This window comes from Sphingopyxis sp. Root154, assembly GCF_001427105.1.
In the GTDB taxonomy this organism is placed as follows: Bacteria; Pseudomonadota; Alphaproteobacteria; order Sphingomonadales; family Sphingomonadaceae; genus Sphingopyxis.
Genome location: NZ_LMGI01000001.1, coordinates 727,420 through 743,876 on the forward strand (window position 1 = coordinate 727,420; position 16,457 = coordinate 743,876).

Consider the following 16,457-nt stretch of genomic DNA (forward strand, 5'->3'; position numbering starts at 1 on the left):
ATCTGGCCGAAAAATGCTAAGGGGCGGTCAGCCGTGCCGGCTTAGCTCAGTTGGTAGAGCACCTGATTTGTAATCAGGGGGCCACGGGTTCGAATCCTGTAGCCGGCACCATCAACATATTCAGTGGTTCCAGGAGCGCCTTAGGGCGCCGCCGGTCCGACGGCCGCCTCACAGCCATGATTTCATTTTACCTGACCCCCAACCGAAGGAGATATATTTATGAGCATAGAACGCCTGCATTCGGGCCCGCGCATGAGCCAGGCCGTGATCCACGGCGGCATCGTTTATCTTGCCGGCCAGGTGGGCGCACCGGGCGAGGACGCGACCGCACAGACGCGTGCCATTCTTGCATCGATCGACGAATTGCTCGCCGAGGCCGGCACCGACCGGTCGCACCTGCTCACGGCAATGATCTGGTTGGCCGATATGGCCGATTTCGCTGCCATGAACGTCGTTTGGGAAGAATGGATTGGCGGCACCAATGCGCCGACGCGGGCGACTGGCGAAGTTCGCCTGGCAACGCCCGACTATCGCGTGGAAATCATCGTCAGCGCCGCTCGCCCCTGACGCAGAAACGAACGCTTCGGCCCGTCCTCAAGGCAGTCGAAGCAAGGCCGGGACTGTTTGACCTTGCTTCGCACTGCCTTGAGAAAGGATCCGACTAGAAATCGACCTTCGCGCCGACGGTGAAGTAGCGGCCGACGACGTCGTACAGCGTGCTGTTGACGGTGATGAGCGGGGGATCGCGGTCGAACACATTGTTAACGTTGCCGAACAGCATGAAGCGATCGTCGATCTTGAACCGCGCGCCGAGGTCGACGTAGGTCCGCGAGGCGATCCTGTTGTTGATCAGCGTCGTGCGCGTCCGGTCGAAATTGCCGCCATCGATATACCGCGCGCGGATGTCGAACCCGACATTGTCATCCTCATAGGTCGCGCTGAGCGTCCCGCGCCATTTGGGCGTCGCGCGCTGCACCGAATCGCCGACGTCGCCGGCTGTCTCGACGCGGGTAACGCCGGTATCGAACACCAGCTTGTCGACATAGGTCGCCAGCGCGCGGATGCGCAGGCTGCCCGGCAGGCCCGCACTGACGTTCGACAGGTTGACGACATAGGACGCCTCCATGTCGAGTCCGCTCGTCTCGAAGCTTGCGATATTCTGCTGGGTTGCGGCCACCTGGGTAACCGTCCCCGTCGCATCGCGCGTGATGCTATCGCAGGCGGAGGTGACCCCGCGGGAACATAAGAGCGTCAGGTTCGATCCGTTCAGCGCCGTGATCGCACCGTCGATCTTGATCTTGTAATAATCGACCGAGGCGCTGAAGCCGCGCAGGAAGGATGGCGAATATGTTGCGCCGATTGCCGTCGTGTAGCTCACTTCCGGCACCAGATTGGGGTTGCCGCCGGTGAATGTCGTCACGGTCGACGGTTGCGGGTTATATGCGGGGTTGGCCGCAGCTCGCCCGGCCCTGTCCTGATCGTTGAGCGATCCGATGTTGATCGCGCGGAGCGCGAACAATTCGCCGATGCCCGGCGAGCGGATGTCGCGCGATCGCGTTGCACGCAGCAGCAGGTCGCCAAACAGCCGCGCGGTGCCGCCGGCCTTCCACGTCCAGATGCCGCCGCTGGTGCTGTAATCCGAATAGCGCGCGGCGCCGCTCAGGTCGATCTCCACGGCATTTTCGAGTTTGAGCAGCGGGAACAGGACTTCGCCGAACGCTTCCTTGACGTTGAACCCGCCCGAGGTGGGGGTCGAAAAGACAAGGATGCCATAGTTGCTGGCGTTCGCGATCGTGAAGTCATCTCGCGAGGAAACCTGTTCCTCCCAGCGCGCCTCGGCACCGATCGCGAGGGTCACCGGGCCGGCCCACAAGGAGAAGAGATCGCCCTGAATTTCGGCGCCCGCGGAATCGAGCTTTCTGGTTTCGAACGATTGCTGCGCGCCCGTGACGTAGGCGCGCGCCTCGGGCGACGCATTCAATGCGCCAAAAGGATTGAGCGGCCGGCACGCGGGATCGTTATTGGTCGGGTCTGCGTCGGCATTGATGCCGCAAACGATTTGCCCGCCACTCGACACCGCATTGATCGCATTGTTGAACTGCCTGACCAGCCGCGAGTTGCCCATCGACTGTTCGCTGTCGACTTCGCCATGACTGTACCAGGCTTTGTAGCGGAAACCGTTGCCGAACGTGCCGTCGACGCCGATCGCGCCTTCCTTGCTGACTCGCTCGCCGCGGAACTGCAGTTGCAGGATGTCGTTGAAATAGCGGCCGAAGGTGAAGCTTGTCTCGCCAGCGGCGGCAAGCCGATCGCGGACCGCAGTCGACAGATAGGGGTTGTTCGCCTGGATCGTAAGGTACGGCAGGCCGAGCGCGCCGCCGATCGTATAGTCGCCAAAGAAGGGCGCGTTCGATAGCGAACGCGCATAGCTGCCGTCGACCCAGAAGGTCGCGTCACCGACCTCGTAGCTCAGCCGGGCATAGGTGCTCAGCCGCTCGAAGGGCGATGAAACGGGAATCGTGTCATACAGATTGATGCCGTCCTCGCCGCCGACCATCCGGAGCGGGAACGCACCCGCGCCGACGCTCGTGCCGCGGCCGAAAGCGCGCAGCGTGCCATCGGCGTTGAACGTCTGTCCCGCGAGTACGCCGCTGGTGATGAGGCCGCCCAGCGTGACATTGCCGAAGTTCACGTCGCGAACCAGTTCCGACCCCGTGCCCGAGGGGATGAAATCGGGACTGTTGAGCTGCGGGCGCGTGCTCCGCTGGATCACGCCGGCGTCTTTGACATATTCGCCGCCGATGATGAAATGGCCGCGCCCGTCGGCGAAGCCGGTGCCGAATTTCGCATCGAAGCCATAGCGGAAGCCGTCACCACGCGACGAAACGCCAACATTGCCGCCGACCGACAGGCCGTCATAATCCTTGTCGAGCAGGATGTTGACGACGCCCGCGACCGCGCCCGAGCCCCAGGCCGCGGAGGCGCCGCCGGTCACGACCTCGACGCGCTCGACCAGATTCGCCGGGATGAAGTTCAGGTTGTTCTCGCCAACGAAGCGGCGGCCGTCGAGCAGCACCAGCGTGCGGTTGACACCCAGGCCGCGCATGTCGACGGGCGCGGTGCCGGTCGAGGTGTTGCCGTTCGACACGCTCGGCGTCGTCGTGGGGCGGATTTGCGGAAGGTCGTTCAGCACCTGCTGGATGTTCGGACGCGCGCCGAGGCGCAGTTCATCCTCGCCGATCACCGTCGTGGGCGTGGGCTGATCGAAACCGGCGCGCGCGATGCGCGATCCCGTGACGAGGATTTCCTCAACGGCCGTGGCCTCGGTCTCGGCGACGGTCTGCGCCGCGGCCGGCACCGCGAGCCATAATCCGGCCACCAAGGCCGCAATGCTGCTGCCGCGCGCGAGCCGATAACCGAGCTTGTCATTATCTTTATGCATCTCATCCGCCCTTTTTGATGGGCCGCTCGACGGCGGCTTTTTTTGGTTCCCCACATGGAAGCTGCCATAATGTCCTATTTAGGACAATATATTTCTTTCATGAGAAATTAGACCCATAATTGACAAGACATTCAGGTTGAGGTCCGTAGGAACTCGAGGCCGAATCGACTCCGAAGCCGGGATGTCGCCGATGTCGCGCGTAGGCTCGCAGCGCAACGAACTGCCGCCGGCGCGATGCACGTGAAGGCGTTTTTCCGAATTCGAAAGTGATGGATTGACGAAGCCCTATCAGGATAATATCGTCCTGATTAGAAAATCAAAATGAACGGGGACGATGATGCTATTTTCTCGACGGCAGGCGATTTGCGCCGCAGGCGCGGCGCTCGCGGCTCCCCTCGCCGCGCCTTATATTGCGCGCGCCAATATCCAGATCAGCCCCTTCACGAACCGCGCCTATTCGAATCGCGCGATCGAGCTGGTCCAGCACGCGGTCGTCGTCGACATGCTCGCCCCGATCAAGATCGACTTCGACCCCAGCTATTACACCAAGGCGCTGAGCGAAAAGGAAACCGCGGACTTCCGCGCCAGCGGCATCAACGCCATTCATCATGCGGTCGGCATCGGCGGACCGACGGCGAAGGAGCAGGCGCTCAGCTTCTTCGCGATCTGGGGCAATTTCGTCGCGCGCAACAGCCATGTCTTCACCGGGGTCGACAAGTTCGCCGACATCCTGCGCGCCAAGAAGGACGGCAAGGTGGCGGTGATCATGGGCCTGCAGAACGCCGACCATTTCAACCGCCCGGCCGACGTCAAAACCTTCTACGAAATCGGCCAGCGCTGCGCGCAGCTGACCTATAATTCGCAGAACCGCATCGGATCGGGGTCGACCGAGCGCGTCGACGGCGGCGTTAGCGATTTCGGGGTCGAGATCATCAAGGCGATGAACGAGGTTGGCATGCTCGTCGACGTCTCGCACAGCGGCGACCGCACCACACTGGATGCAATCGAGATTTCGCCGAAGCCGATCGCGATCACGCACAGCAATTGCCGCGCGCTGATCGACCATCCGCGCGTCAAGACCGACGAGGCGATCAAGGCGCTCGCCGCCAAGGGCGGCGTGATGGGCATCACCGGGGTGCGCAATTTCGTGAGCAAGACCGATCCGACGACGATCGCGAACTATGTCGACCATATCGACCATGTCGTGAAGCTCGTCGGGATCGACCATGTCGGCGTCGGCACCGATTCCGACCTCTATGGCTATGACGACACTTCGCTCGAGATGAACAAGATGCTGCGCGGCGCCTATAAGGACAGCTACGCCTTTCGCGAGAAGATCGACGTCGACGGTTTTGATCATCCGCTCAAGATGTTCGACCTGACCGAAGAATTGCTGCGCCGCAAATATTCCGATGCGAACATCCTGGCGGTGCTCGGCGGCAATTTCCAGCGGCTGCTGACCGCGACCTGGGGCGGTTGATGAACGCGCTGACCGATCGCCTCGCCGGAGCACTGGTGCTGCCGCAGCCCTATGTGCTGTTCCTCGGCGACACGAAGATCCCGGGTTTCGCAAAGACCGCGTTCGGGCTGAAGGACTGGGCGCCCGAAAAATGCGTCGGCGAGTTGCGGCTGCCCGGCGCCACGGTCACCACGGGGCTGGACGCGCTCACCGCCGCCGAAGCGCATGCGCGCGGTGCGCGGGCGCTGGTGATCGGCGTCGCGAACCTCGGCGGCGTGATCCCCGCAAACTGGCGCGCGTCGCTGATCGAGGCGCTGGAGGCGGGGCTCGACCTGATCGCCGGCATGCACATGCGCCTCGTCGACATCCCTGAACTCGCCGAAGCCGCGCACCGGCTCGGCCGCCAGCTGATCGACGTGCGCGTGCCGCCGCCGCAGATTCCGGTCGGCACCGGGCGCAAGCGCAGCGGCAAGCGGCTGCTGACGGTCGGCACCGACTGCGCGCTCGGCAAGAAATATACCGCGCTGGCGCTGGCTCGCGCCTTCGAACGGCGCGGCATCGACAGCGATTTCCGCGCGAGCGGCCAGACCGGCATCATGATCGCGGGCGGCGGCATCGCGATGGACGCTGTTGTCTCCGACTTCGAGGCCGGCGCCGCCGAACTGCTCTCGCCCGCCGCCCCCGCAGGCCATTGGGACGTGATCGAGGGTCAGGGCGCGTTGACCCATCCCTCCTATGCCGCGGTGTCGTTGGGGCTGCTCCACGGCAGCCAGCCCGATGTGTTCGTCGTGTGCCACGAACCCGGCCGCACCGAGATGCTCGGCACCGCCGGCTACATGCTGACCAGCATCGAGGAGATCGTCGAACTCACGACGCTGCTCGGCCGCCGGACCAATCCCGCGATCCGCTGCGGCGGCTTTGCCTTCAACACCTCGGCGCTCGATGAGGCGGCCGCGACCGCGCTGATGGCGCGTGAGAGCGTGCGGCTCGGTTTGCCGGTCGCCGATCCGATCCGCGGCGGGCCCGCATTCGACGCGCTCGTCGACAGCTGCCTCGCATGAACCCACTGACCTTCGGAGATCTTGCATGACCCGTTTTCCAGCCCTGCGCCGCACCGCATTCGCCGCCGCGCTGCTCGGCTCGATCGCCCTGCCCTCCAACGCCATAGCGCAGGCCGAAACCAGCTATAGCATCCCGCAGGACCGGATCGATGGACTTGCCGATTTCGTCGACGGCGTGATGGCGCAGCAGATCGCGACGCGCGAGGTCGCGGGGGCCATCGTCACCGTCGTCTATCGCGACAAGATACTGTTCTCGCGCGGCTACGGCTTTGCCGATATCGACAAGGGCATCGCGGTCGACGGACAGCAGACCTTGTTCCGGCCGGGATCGGTGTCGAAGATGTTCACCTGGAGCGCGCTGCTGCAACAGGTCGAAGCGGGCCGCGTGGACCTCGACGCCGATGTGAACACATATCTCGATTTCAAAATCCCCGAGTTCGAGGGCAAGCCGATCCGCGTGCGCGATCTTTTGTCACACACGCCGGGGATGAGCGACGTCGGCGGGCTGACCGCGCCGACGCCCGACAAGATCACGCCCTATGTCGAATGGATGAAGACGCATATTCCGGTTCGCCATTGGTCGTCGGGAACCGAGACCTCCTATTCCAACTATGGCTCGGTCCTCGCGGGCTATATCGTCGAGCGCGTGTCGGGCGAGGCGTTTCCCGACTATGTCGAGAAACATATCTTCGCGCCGCTGGGAATGAGCGCCACGACCTTTCGTGAACCTTTGCCCGCTGCGCTCGCGCCGCGCATGGCGTCGGGCTATCAGGTCAAGGACGGGCGGCTCGTCGCCGACCCGTTCGAGCTGTTCAGCCCGGTAATGCCCGCCGGATCGGGCACGAGCAGCGGACCCGACATGGCGCGCTTCATGACGGCGATGATGAACGGCGGCGCGCTCGGCAAGGCGCGCATCCTGAAACCCGCGTCGGTCAAATTGCTGATGACCAACTCGGTCGCAAACGCCCCCGGCCTGCCCGGCATGGCGCACGGCTTTTTCGTCGTCCGCGAGAAAGGCCCGCGCATGGTGGGGCATGGCGGCAACACCGGCGATTTCCACTCGAATATGATCCTCGCGCCCGAGGCCGGGCTGGGCTTCTTCGTCTCCGAGACCGGCGGCGAGGGCAGCTATAGCGGCCGCACCGAACTCACCGAGGCTCTGATCGGCCGGCTGTTCCCAGTCGCCCCCGCCCCGCGCGTCGCCGCACCGGCGGGCGAAGTGCTGCCGCTCGGCGCCTATCGCGGCAACCGCCGCGACTATGCGCGCACCCCCAATCCCGAACGCGACCTGAAGATCGCCGCGGCCGGCCCGAACGCCGTCACCGTCACCAACGAAGGCAAAACCACCTATTGGGAACGCGTCGGTCCGATGCGCTTCGAACAGGCCACCGGCGCCCGCGCCGGCGGCCCCTATGAGCAATTGCTGTTCCACGGCGCCGAGGGGCGCTGGCGCCTGTCCTTCACGTCGCAACCGCATGTTCTCTATCATTTCGTCCAGCCCTGAGGAGAAGCCATCATGAAGCTGTTGATCGCACTCGCGCTCTCCTGCGCGCCCGTCGCCGCCCTTGCACAGACCGTCGCGGCCGATACGCCCGGCAAGCTCGCCAGCGGCGTGCAATATGTCCAGCCCAAGGACTGGACCGCATCGACGCAAGGCCCCGCGCTCGTCTTCACCTCGCCCGAGGGTGATCTGCGTATCGTCGTCGCCGAAATCGGCGCCGCCGCCGATGCCGCCGACGCCGCCGCCAAGGCGTGGGCGGTCGTCCGCCCGGGCGCCGTGCCGACGCAGCGCAACAGCACCGCCGCGCCCCCGGCCGACGGCTGGGACGAGCGGGTAAGCTTCGCCTATGAAACGCTGCCGACCGAGCGCGCCGCGCGCTCCGCGTCTGCGCTGCGCAAGGGCACCGCCTGGACCGTGCTGATCGTCGATGGTGCGGCGGGCACCGCCGCGAAACGCTCCGCCGCGATGTCGGTGGTTGCACAGGGCCTCCGCCCGGCGGGCTTCCAGAAGGAAAGCTTCGCCGGCAAGACCGCGCACGAACTCACGCCCGAACGCATCAAGTTGCTCACCGACTTCATCGAGCAAAGCCGTCAGGAACTTGAGGTTCCCGGCGTCGGCTTTGCGCTGATCGACGATGGCAAGGTGCTGTGGCAGGGCGGTTTCGGCGTCCGCGCGCTCGGCTCGCCCGAAAAGGTCGACGAGCACACCAAGTTCATGATCGCATCGAACACCAAGGGGATGACCACGCTGCTCCTCTCGACGATCGCCGACGAGGGCAAGCTGCGCTGGGACGAGAAGGTCGTCGACCTCTATCCCGAATTCCGCCTTGGCAATGACGAGGTCACCAAGTCGGTGCTCGTCAAGCATCTGATCTGCGCCTGCACCGGCCTGCCGCGCAAGGATTTCGGCTTCATCCTCGCCGACAAGGGGCAGCCCGCCGCCGACACCTTCAAGCAGCTTGCCGCGACGATGCCGACCAGCAAGTTCGGCGACCTGTTCCAGTATAACAACCAGCTGGCCTCGGCGGCCGGCTATGTCGGCGGGCATATCCTCTATCCGAAGATGGAGTTCGGCGCTGCCTACGACCGCGCGATGGAAGAGAAAGTCTTCAAGCCGCTCGGCATGAAGGACAGCACCTTCGATTATGCCGAGGGCATGGCGGGGAACTGGGCGGCGCCGCACGGCCTCGACATCGACGGCAAGGTGACGTTGATGTCGAACGACTTCAACTGGTCGCCCTATCCCTATCGTCCCGCGGGCGCGGCCTTTTCCACCACCGCCGACATGGTCCGCTACGTCCAGCTCGAGCTCGGCAAGGGCATGCTCGACGGCAAGCGCGTGGTGAGCGAAACCAACCTCCTCGCGCGCCGCGAAAAGGGCGTGCAGGTCGGACCCGACAGCTGGTACGGCATGGGCCTGTTCCAGCGCGACGCCTCGGGCGTGCAGGTCGTCACGCATGGCGGTACGCTGGTCGGCTATCACAGCACCTGGTTTGCGCTTCCCGAGTCCGGCGTTGGCCTCGTGATCCTGGTCAACAGCGATCCGGGCGCATCGATGCTGGCGCCGACGCTCCGCCGCCTGCTCGAAATACTTTACGACGGCCAGCCTGAAGCCGCGCGCGACATCACCGCTGCGGCCGCGCGGATCAAGGCGCAGGCAACGGCGAAGCGCGAGCGGCTGACCTATCCGGGTGACCCCGCGGTGCTCGGCAACCTTGCCGGCCATTATCGTGACCCGTCGGTCGGTCAGATCACGGTCAGCGAGAAGAACGGCCAGAAATGGATCAAGGCCGGTTTCGTCGAGGGGCCGATCGCCACCCGCAAGAATGCCGACGGCAGCATGTCGATCATCTCGGTCGGCCCGGGCAATATCGGCGTCGATGCGCTGGTCGGCACGAAGGATGGCAAGCGCACACTAAACATCAACGACGGCCAGCAGACCCAATATCTGTACGTCGAGGACTGACAATCAGGGAGATCTCCGCATGACCCGGCTGCGGAAATCTCCTCAATCGGCCGTCACGTCGATCTCGCGTTGCTGGCGGATATCGGCCGAGGACGATCCGGCCATGATCCGGTAGCGGCCCGGGACAACGCGCCACTGACCGCGTGCGGCGTCGAATTGCGAAAAGGCGCGGGGGTCGAGCGTCACGCTGACCGTCTGGCGCGCGCCCGGCGCGAGGTCGACCTTGGCAAAACCACGCAGCGCGATTGGCGGATCACCCGCCGCGGGTGCGAGCGGCGCGACATAAATCTGCACCACTTCCTTGCCCGCGCGCTTGCCGATGTTGCGCAGCGTGAGTTTCGCCGACACCGCTTCGCCGCCCTTGACGCGCGCGGGCGCCGACAGCGCTGAATAGGCGAAACTGGTGTAGCTGAGCCCGTGACCGAAGGCGAAGAGCGGCTTCACGCCCTTCGCGACATAACCGCGGTAACCGACGAGCAATCCTTCGGAATAGGGCGTCTTGGCACCCTTGAGATTGATCGTGTCGTCCTCGGTGCGCGCCGGGAAGGTGACGGGCAGCTTGCCCGACGGATTGACCTTGCCGGTCAGGACATTGGCGAGCGCCGTCGCGCCGCCCTCGCCCGGCAACCACATGTCGACGATCGCCGGCGCCTTGTCAGACCAGGGCATCGTCATCGCGGCGCCCGCGTTGACGACGACCGTGGTTTTCGGATTGGCGGCGATAATCGCTTCGACGAGCTTGTTCTGCTCGCCCGGCAGGTCGAGCGACGTGCGGTCGTAACCCTCGCCCTCGGTGGTCGAGGAGGAGCCGACGAAAACCAGCGCGGCATCGGCGCCGCGCGCGGCGGCTACCGCCTCGTCGAACGACGGCAGCGGTTCGCGGATGCCGAAGCTCAGATACTCATATGGCGTCTGCCCGTTCACATAGTCGATGCGGATCGGGTAGCTGCGGCCGGCTTCGAGTTGGACCGAAACCGTCCGCCGCGGGATCGGGAAGCCGAGCACGTCGCGAATGTCGGGCTTCGACGCACTGGCCTTCGACAGCACGGTCTTGCCGTCGAGCGTGATCGTCGCGTTGCCGGTGCCGCGCGTGCTGAATTCATAGGTGCCGCTCTTGTCGGGCCAGAACAGCCCTTCCCAGCGAAACGCCGCATAGCCCGTCACTTGCGGCCCGGCGATATTGCCGCTGATCCGCTTGAGGAAGCTCCTCGCGGTTTCGCGCTTCACCGGTTCGCCGCTCATGTCGGCATTGGCGTAATAGGTCGCCGCGAGACCGGTGACGCTGCGGTCGGCGCCAGGGCTGAACAGCTTGGAATTGGCGCCCGGCGGCGTCTCTTCATTGTCGACGCCGCGGGCGTAGTCGATCTTCACGCCAGGCAGCGCGGCCTTGAGCGCAGCAAGCGGGGTGCTTGTCTCGAAAGGCACGACGGCCGAGCTGCCGCCGCCCTGGATGCGCACGACGTCGGCGTTCGGGCCAATAACCGCGAGCGACTTGATCGACGACGGGAGCGGCAGGACGCCGCTGTTCTTGAGCAGGACTATCGCTTCTTCGGCGGCGCTCTGCGCGAGGGCAGCGTTGCGGGGCATCTGTTCCGCGACCGGGCGCGCGACGCCGCGTTCGATCGCGCCGCTGCGGACGATCAGCCGCACCATGCGGCGCGCATTGTCGTCGATCTGCGCGGCCGTGACCTTGCCTTCCTCGACCGCCTTCTTGAGCTTCGGCCCGAAATGGTTCGGCGGCCCCGGCATTTCGAGGTCCATGCCGGCGTTGACCGTCGTCGCGGTCGAATGGACCGCGCCCCAGTCGGACACGACAAAGCCTTTATAGCCCCACTCGGTCTTGAGCAGGTCGGTTAGCAGCCAGCGGTTCTCTGCCGCATGCGTGCCGTTGATCTTGTTGTACGACGCCATCACCGACCAGGGATCGGCCTCTTTGATCACCGTCTCGAACGCCGGGAGGTAGATTTCGCGCAGCGTCCGCGGATCGACCACCGAGTCGACGATGAACCGGTTCGTTTCCTGATTGTTCGCGGCGAAATGCTTGAGTGATACGCCGATGCCCGCGCTCTGCGCGCCCTTCACATAGCCGAGCCCGATCTGGCCCGCGAGATACGGGTCTTCCGAATAGGTTTCGAAATTGCGCCCCCAGCGCGGGGTGCGCACGATGTTGACCGTCGGCGCGAGCAGCACGTCGGCGCCGTGCGCGAGCGTCTCCTTGCCGATCGCCGCGCCGACCTTTGCGGTCAGGTCGGGATTCCACGTCGCCGCCATCGCGACGCCGACGGGGAAGACCGTCGCGGGCTTGCCCTCGGGTGAGCGCACGCCGGTCGGCCCGTCGGTCATGCGGATCGGGGGGATGCCGAGCCGTTCGATCGGGTTCAGCGTCATCGACGATTCACCCGCGAGCAGCAGGATCTTCTCGTCGAGCGTCAGCCGTCCCATCAGGTCGTCGACGCGCGCCTCGAGAGGTGCCGATTTGTCCTTGTAGATCATATCCTGCGCCTGTGCGCCGGACAGCGCCACCGTGGAAGACAGCAATGTTGCCGCCAGATAGGCTGTCCGGCTCTTCATCACTTGATCTCCGCCAGATCCTTGGCGGTCGCGGCCAGCATCTCGTCGGTGATCTTGCCGTTCGAATAGGGCTGGAGCTGCGTCAGGCTGATCGCCTTGAACATTTCATATTCGGGCAGCGCGATCATGCCGGGGAAATGCTTTTCGATCACCGCCTTGCCCTTTTCGTCGGCGACGATGTCCTGCAGCGGCGTGTCGAGGTTGAACTTGGTGTCGGCCGCGGGTGCGGCCGGCGCCGGTGCGGGCGCGGCGGGAGCAGGTGCCGGCGCGTCGGTGCCCTGGGCAAAGGCGGGGGCGGCGGCCATCAGCGCCGCAACAAACATGGCAGTTTTCATGATCTGTCTTCCTTTCCGAGATCGGCGACCATCGCCTCTCTGATCAGATATTTCTGGACTTTTCCCGTCACCGTGGTGGGGAATTCACCGACGATACGCACGTAGCGCGGGACTTTATAGTGGGCGATCTGGCCGCGGCAGAACTCGCGTATATCGTCGGCGCTCGCCTCCGCGCCGGGCTTCAAGCGCACCCACGCGCACAGCTCTTCGCCCATGCGCTCGTCCGGAATGCCGACCACCGCGACATCCTCGACCGCGGGGTGGCGATAGAGATAATCCTCGACCTCGCGCGGATAGATATTCTCGCCGCCGCGGATCACCATGTCCTTCAGGCGCCCGACGATATTGCCATAGCCTTCGACGTCGACCGTCGCGAGGTCGCCCGAATGCATCCAGCCGTCGGCGTCGATCGAATCCGCGGTGCGCTCGGGTTCGTCCCAATAACCGATCATCACCGAATAGCCGCGCGTACACAGCTCGCCGGGCTCGCCCGAGGGGACGATGTTGCCGCCCGCATCGACGATCTTGCATTCGAGGTGCGGCTGCACCCGGCCGATCGAGCCGACGCGGCGTTCGAAGGGGTCGTCGGGCGCGGTCTGGAAGCTCACCGGGCTGGTTTCGGTCATCCCATAGGCGATCGTCACGTCGCGCATGTTCAGCCGCTCGACCACCTGCCGCATTAACGGTTCGGGACAGATCGCGCCCGCCATGCAGCCGGTGCGCAGCGACGAGACGTCGAATTTGTCGAAATCGGGATGCGCGAGCGCCGCGATGAACATCGTCGGCACGCCATAGAGCGACGTGCAGCGTTCGGCCTCTACCGCGCGCAGCACGGCTTCGGGATCGAAACCTTCGGACGGATAGATCATCGCCGCGCCGTGGGTGATGCTGGCCAGATTACCCATCACCATGCCGAAGCAATGATAGAGCGGCACGGGAATACAGATGCGGTCGCCCTCCCCCAGCCCCTGCGTGCGGCCGACGAAATAGCCGTTGTTGAGGATGTTGCGATGGCTGAGCGTCGCGCCCTTGGGCAGGCCGGTGGTGCCGCTGGTGAACTGGATGTTGATCGCGTCGTTGGGGTCGAGCGTCGGCCCGATCGCGGCGAGGCGCTGGCGGTCGGCTTCGGTCGCCAGCCCCGCCGCATCGTCGAAGCGCAGCCAGCCCGCACGCGCGTCCGCACCGATCAGGATCAGCGAGCGCAGCGTCGGCAGGCGCGCGGCGCGAAGCTCGCCCGGCGTGCTCGCGGCAACTTCGGGCGCGAGTTCTTCGATCATCCCCGGATAGTCGCTCGTTTTGAAGCTGGTAGCCGCGACCAGTGCCGACAGCCCGACCTTGTTGATCGTATATTCCACCTCGGACAGCCGATAGGCGGGGTTGATCGTGACGAGGATCAGCCCGGCGCGCGCGGCGGCGAACTGAGTCAGCGTCCATTCGACGCAATTGGGCGCCCATATGCCGATCCGGTCGCCGGGATTGAGCCCGAGCGCGAGCAGCCCGGCGGCGAAGGCGTCGGAGCGTTCGAGCAGTTCGGCGAAATTCCAGCTTATCCCCTGCCCGATCGAAACGAGCGCATCACGGTCGCCCCAGCGCGCCGCGGCGAGCGCGAGGGCGTCACCGATTGTGTGTTCGATTAGCGGGGGTTCGGTTGCTCCGTGAACATGGCTCGTCATTTTCCGGGTGCCTCGCATGTAAAGCTCGCCGCATCGTCGGTCGAACCCTTACTGTCCCATTTCGCGACCTTGGGGAATGCACAGAGCGGCCGCGTCCGCCCGGCCTTTGCGGGGAGGCCGATATAGGCGAACAGGTCATTGTCATATTTGGTCGCGATGATCCGTTCGGGCGCGGGTCCGCCCTGCCGCCAGCCGTCGAGCGCCGCCAGCGGGTCGAAATTGTTCGGCCCCGGTCCCGCAAGGCAATGCGACATGCCGGGCACCATGAACAGGCGCACCGAGGTCGATGCAGCCTTCGGGTTCGCTGCGACCAGACGCTCATAATAATCGACGGTGTTCTGTGCCGGAATCCCGGCATCGTTCCAGCCGTGATAGAGGATCAGTTTGCCGCCGCGCTTGTAAAAGGCGCCGAGGTCGGTGCGGTCCGCATCGAGATCGCCGCCAACGCGCGCCTTCGCCAACGCATAGTCGCGTTCGAGGTTGAAGTCGGAGAGCTGCCAGTCGGGGTTGGCGTGGACGAAATAGCGGAAGAAGGCGGTGCCGAACTTTACATGCTGCGACGTCTTGCCGGTCAGCCATTGCGACCAGGTTCCCGCTTCGGCCTCAGCTCCCGGTGCGAAGCCGGGGTAGAAGCTCTTGCCGTCGGCGGTCTTCGGACCTTCGTAGAACAGCTTCGCGGTCGCGACCTCGCCCGGCGTCAGGCAATCGGCGCCCTCGCCGCCCTTGCACGCGAGCTTCGCTGGATCGAAATGGCAGGCGCGCGGATCGTCGATCACGCCGTCCTTCACGCCGTCGAGCCCGTCGCACTGACCGAGCGATGCCGTCTGGAGCAATTTGAGCTTCGCCATCGAAAGATCGCCGCCGGGCTTGTTCGCCGCGACGGCATTATTCGCAAAGGCGCTCGCCATGCGCGTCCACGGCATCGCGGGGGCGCCCGCGATGATCGCGTCATAGTCGGCGGGGTAACGCTGCGCGAGGGTCAGCGCCTGCCGCCCGCCGTCCGAACAACCGTGGAAATAGCTTGCTGACAGCGGATTTTCATAAAAGGCCGCGATCACCTGTTTCGCGGTCTCGGCACCGACATGATTGGCGCGCCAGCCATAGTCGCGGATCTTTTCGGGCGCGTTCAGCGCCCAACTCGCATCGACATCGGCTTCGCTGACATGGCCCATGTCGGTGCCGACCGCGGCATAGCCCTTTTGTACCGCGCCGCGCATCAGCAGCGACGGCAGCAGCATGTTCGCCCCGAACCCGCCATTGCCCGCGCCGAGCAGCTTGCCGTTCCAGCCCGCGCGTTCGGGCAGCCACACCTCGACCTTGATCGACGATCCCGGCACCGGCGACAGCGTCGCCTGAACGCGGCAGAAAGCGGCGGGAGCAGGCAGGCCCGGCTTGCCGGCCTCCAGATTGACCATCGCGCCGCCCGCGAGCAAGGTCGCGGCGTCGATCTTGCCGTCCTTCAACGCGAGACCGGTCAGCGCTTCGCAGCTACCGACCTTTTGTGCGGCAGGCGTCGGCGCCGGTGCGGGCTCATTGGCGGTGCACGCCGCGAGCAGCGATCCGCCGGCGAGCAGGGTGATCGATGGGATCCTCATTTGCCTACCAGCCCCTGGCTACGCATCCACTCGGACATCGCGTCGGTCCACGCGTCGCTCGGTTTGCCGCTCTTCTTCATGCCGAAACCATGGCCTCCGCTTTCATAGGTGACGATCGTGCTGCTAGCGCCCGCACCCTTCCATGCGGCAGCAAGACGGATGCTGTCATCATAGGCCAGCTTGTCGTCCTTAGCGGCCGTGACGAAGAGCGGCGGGGCCTTTTTCGGCACCGCGATCGTGTCGGGCAGCAGGCCGGGATAGATCGCGATCGCGAAATCGGGGCGGCTCGCGGGCTTGTTCGCCGCGAGCGTCCACACCGTCACCGCGCCGCCCGCCGAAAAACCCATCAGCCCGACGCGGTTCGATTTGATGCCATAGCGGGCAGCGTTCTTGCGTACCCACTTCACCGCATTCTCGCCATCGGCGGTCGCGAGCGGGCGCAGCGGTTCGACCGCGGTGCGCAGGGAGGGAAGATTGGCGAGATAGCGCATCATCTGGAGCGGAAAATCGGCGCCGGTTTCGAGCAGGCGATATTTGAGGACGAACGCCGTCACGCCCTGGCTGTTCAGCCATTTGGCGACCGCCTCGCCCTCATTGTCGATCGACAGCATGTGAAAGCCGCCGCCGGGCGCGACGATCACCGCGGTGCCGTTGGGCTTGTCGGCGACATAAGGGGTGAGCGTAGCATCGGACACGTTGCGCACGATCGTGCCGAACGGCCCGGTCTCGCGTACTTCCTTCGAGGTCGCGGGAACGGGGTCCGACGACAGGCGGATCACCTCCCACGCGCAGGCGGGGATTGCGACAATGGCAAGCGCACCAGCGAGGACGGCGGAGAGGCGCATGGTCATGACT

11 protein-coding genes and 1 tRNA gene are annotated in these 16,457 nt (G+C 65.0%); 6 read left to right on the plus strand and 6 right to left on the minus strand.

Going from position 1 to position 16,457, the window contains the following annotated elements; genetic code table 11:
- Positions 1–35 precede the first annotated feature (35 nt).
- Positions 36–111: transfer RNA gene (locus tag ASD73_RS03265), tRNA-Thr, on the plus strand.
- Positions 112–219: 108 nt separating this feature from the next.
- Positions 220–567, plus strand: coding sequence for a RidA family protein (locus ASD73_RS03270; protein ID WP_056369173.1), 348 nt, complete (start codon positions 220–222; stop codon positions 565–567).
- Positions 568–661: 94 nt separating this feature from the next.
- Here the strand turns inward: ASD73_RS03270 and ASD73_RS03275 are convergent, their stop codons facing one another.
- The gene (locus ASD73_RS03275) at positions 662–3,442 is read right to left on the minus strand and encodes a TonB-dependent receptor plug domain-containing protein (protein ID WP_056369171.1); all 2,781 of its coding nucleotides are present in this window, start codon (positions 3,440–3,442) and stop codon (positions 662–664) included.
- 334 nt (positions 3,443–3,776) lie between these two features.
- On the opposite strand from ASD73_RS03275, the gene ASD73_RS03280 reads away from it, so the two are divergent.
- Genes ASD73_RS03280 through ASD73_RS03295 form a run of 4 tightly spaced genes read left to right on the plus strand, consistent with a single transcriptional unit; the run spans position 3,777 to position 9,428 of the window.
- Complete coding sequence (locus ASD73_RS03280) at positions 3,777–4,922, plus strand: dipeptidase (RefSeq protein ID WP_200934866.1); 1,146 nt, start codon at positions 3,777–3,779, stop codon at positions 4,920–4,922.
- Complete coding sequence (locus ASD73_RS03285) at positions 4,922–5,962, plus strand: DUF1611 domain-containing protein (protein WP_056369169.1); 1,041 nt, start codon at positions 4,922–4,924, stop codon at positions 5,960–5,962. The genes ASD73_RS03280 and ASD73_RS03285 overlap by 1 nt, the downstream gene beginning before the upstream one ends.
- A gap of 25 nt (positions 5,963–5,987) precedes the next feature.
- Positions 5,988–7,466: a serine hydrolase domain-containing protein gene (locus ASD73_RS03290; RefSeq protein ID WP_056369166.1), complete on the plus strand. Its 1,479-nt coding sequence runs from the start codon at positions 5,988–5,990 to the stop codon at positions 7,464–7,466.
- A 12-nt stretch (positions 7,467–7,478) separates the two neighbouring features.
- On the plus strand, positions 7,479–9,428 hold the full coding sequence (locus ASD73_RS03295; RefSeq protein ID WP_056369164.1) for a serine hydrolase domain-containing protein: 1,950 nt from the start codon (positions 7,479–7,481) through the stop codon (positions 9,426–9,428).
- Positions 9,429–9,470: 42 nt separating this feature from the next.
- Here the strand turns inward: ASD73_RS03295 and ASD73_RS03300 are convergent, their stop codons facing one another.
- From ASD73_RS03300 to ASD73_RS03320, 5 genes are read right to left on the minus strand one after another with little or no spacing between them, the layout of a single operon-like run.
- Positions 9,471–11,999 carry a beta-glucosidase gene (locus ASD73_RS03300; protein ID WP_056369162.1) on the minus strand — a complete coding sequence of 843 codons (2,529 nt, stop codon included), beginning with the start codon at positions 11,997–11,999 and terminating at the stop codon, positions 9,471–9,473.
- Positions 11,999–12,334, minus strand: coding sequence for a hypothetical protein (locus ASD73_RS03305; protein WP_082521329.1), 336 nt, complete (start codon positions 12,332–12,334; stop codon positions 11,999–12,001). The genes ASD73_RS03300 and ASD73_RS03305 overlap by 1 nt, the downstream gene beginning before the upstream one ends.
- On the minus strand, positions 12,331–14,007 hold the full coding sequence (locus ASD73_RS03310; protein WP_056369160.1) for an AMP-binding protein: 1,677 nt from the start codon (positions 14,005–14,007) through the stop codon (positions 12,331–12,333). The genes ASD73_RS03305 and ASD73_RS03310 overlap by 4 nt, the downstream gene beginning before the upstream one ends.
- Positions 14,004–15,602 carry a tannase/feruloyl esterase family alpha/beta hydrolase gene (locus tag ASD73_RS03315; RefSeq protein WP_056369159.1) on the minus strand — a complete coding sequence of 533 codons (1,599 nt, stop codon included), beginning with the start codon at positions 15,600–15,602 and terminating at the stop codon, positions 14,004–14,006. The genes ASD73_RS03310 and ASD73_RS03315 overlap by 4 nt, the downstream gene beginning before the upstream one ends.
- Positions 15,599–16,453, minus strand: a complete 855-nt coding sequence (locus tag ASD73_RS03320) for an alpha/beta hydrolase (protein ID WP_162256163.1) — start codon at positions 16,451–16,453, stop codon at positions 15,599–15,601. The genes ASD73_RS03315 and ASD73_RS03320 overlap by 4 nt, the downstream gene beginning before the upstream one ends.
- Between the last annotated feature and the right edge of the window lie 4 nt (positions 16,454–16,457).

Coding starts and splice junctions, on each gene's coding strand:
- ASD73_RS03305 (WP_082521329.1), bottom strand. CDS start 12,334: ATGAAAACTGCCATGTTTGTTGCGGCGCTGATGGCCGCCGCCCCCGCC.
- ASD73_RS03315 (WP_056369159.1), bottom strand. CDS start 15,602: ATGAGGATCCCATCGATCACCCTGCTCGCCGGCGGATCGCTGCTCGCG.
- ASD73_RS03275 (WP_056369171.1), bottom strand. CDS start 3,442: ATGCATAAAGATAATGACAAGCTCGGTTATCGGCTCGCGCGCGGCAGC.
- ASD73_RS03285 (WP_056369169.1), top strand. CDS start 4,922: ATGAACGCGCTGACCGATCGCCTCGCCGGAGCACTGGTGCTGCCGCAG.
- ASD73_RS03290 (WP_056369166.1), top strand. CDS start 5,988: ATGACCCGTTTTCCAGCCCTGCGCCGCACCGCATTCGCCGCCGCGCTG.
- ASD73_RS03295 (WP_056369164.1), top strand. CDS start 7,479: ATGAAGCTGTTGATCGCACTCGCGCTCTCCTGCGCGCCCGTCGCCGCC.
- ASD73_RS03270 (WP_056369173.1), top strand. CDS start 220: ATGAGCATAGAACGCCTGCATTCGGGCCCGCGCATGAGCCAGGCCGTG.
- ASD73_RS03300 (WP_056369162.1), bottom strand. CDS start 11,999: ATGAAGAGCCGGACAGCCTATCTGGCGGCAACATTGCTGTCTTCCACG.
- ASD73_RS03310 (WP_056369160.1), bottom strand. CDS start 14,007: ATGACGAGCCATGTTCACGGAGCAACCGAACCCCCGCTAATCGAACAC.
- ASD73_RS03280 (WP_200934866.1), top strand. CDS start 3,777: ATGATGCTATTTTCTCGACGGCAGGCGATTTGCGCCGCAGGCGCGGCG.
- ASD73_RS03320 (WP_162256163.1), bottom strand. CDS start 16,453: ATGACCATGCGCCTCTCCGCCGTCCTCGCTGGTGCGCTTGCCATTGTC.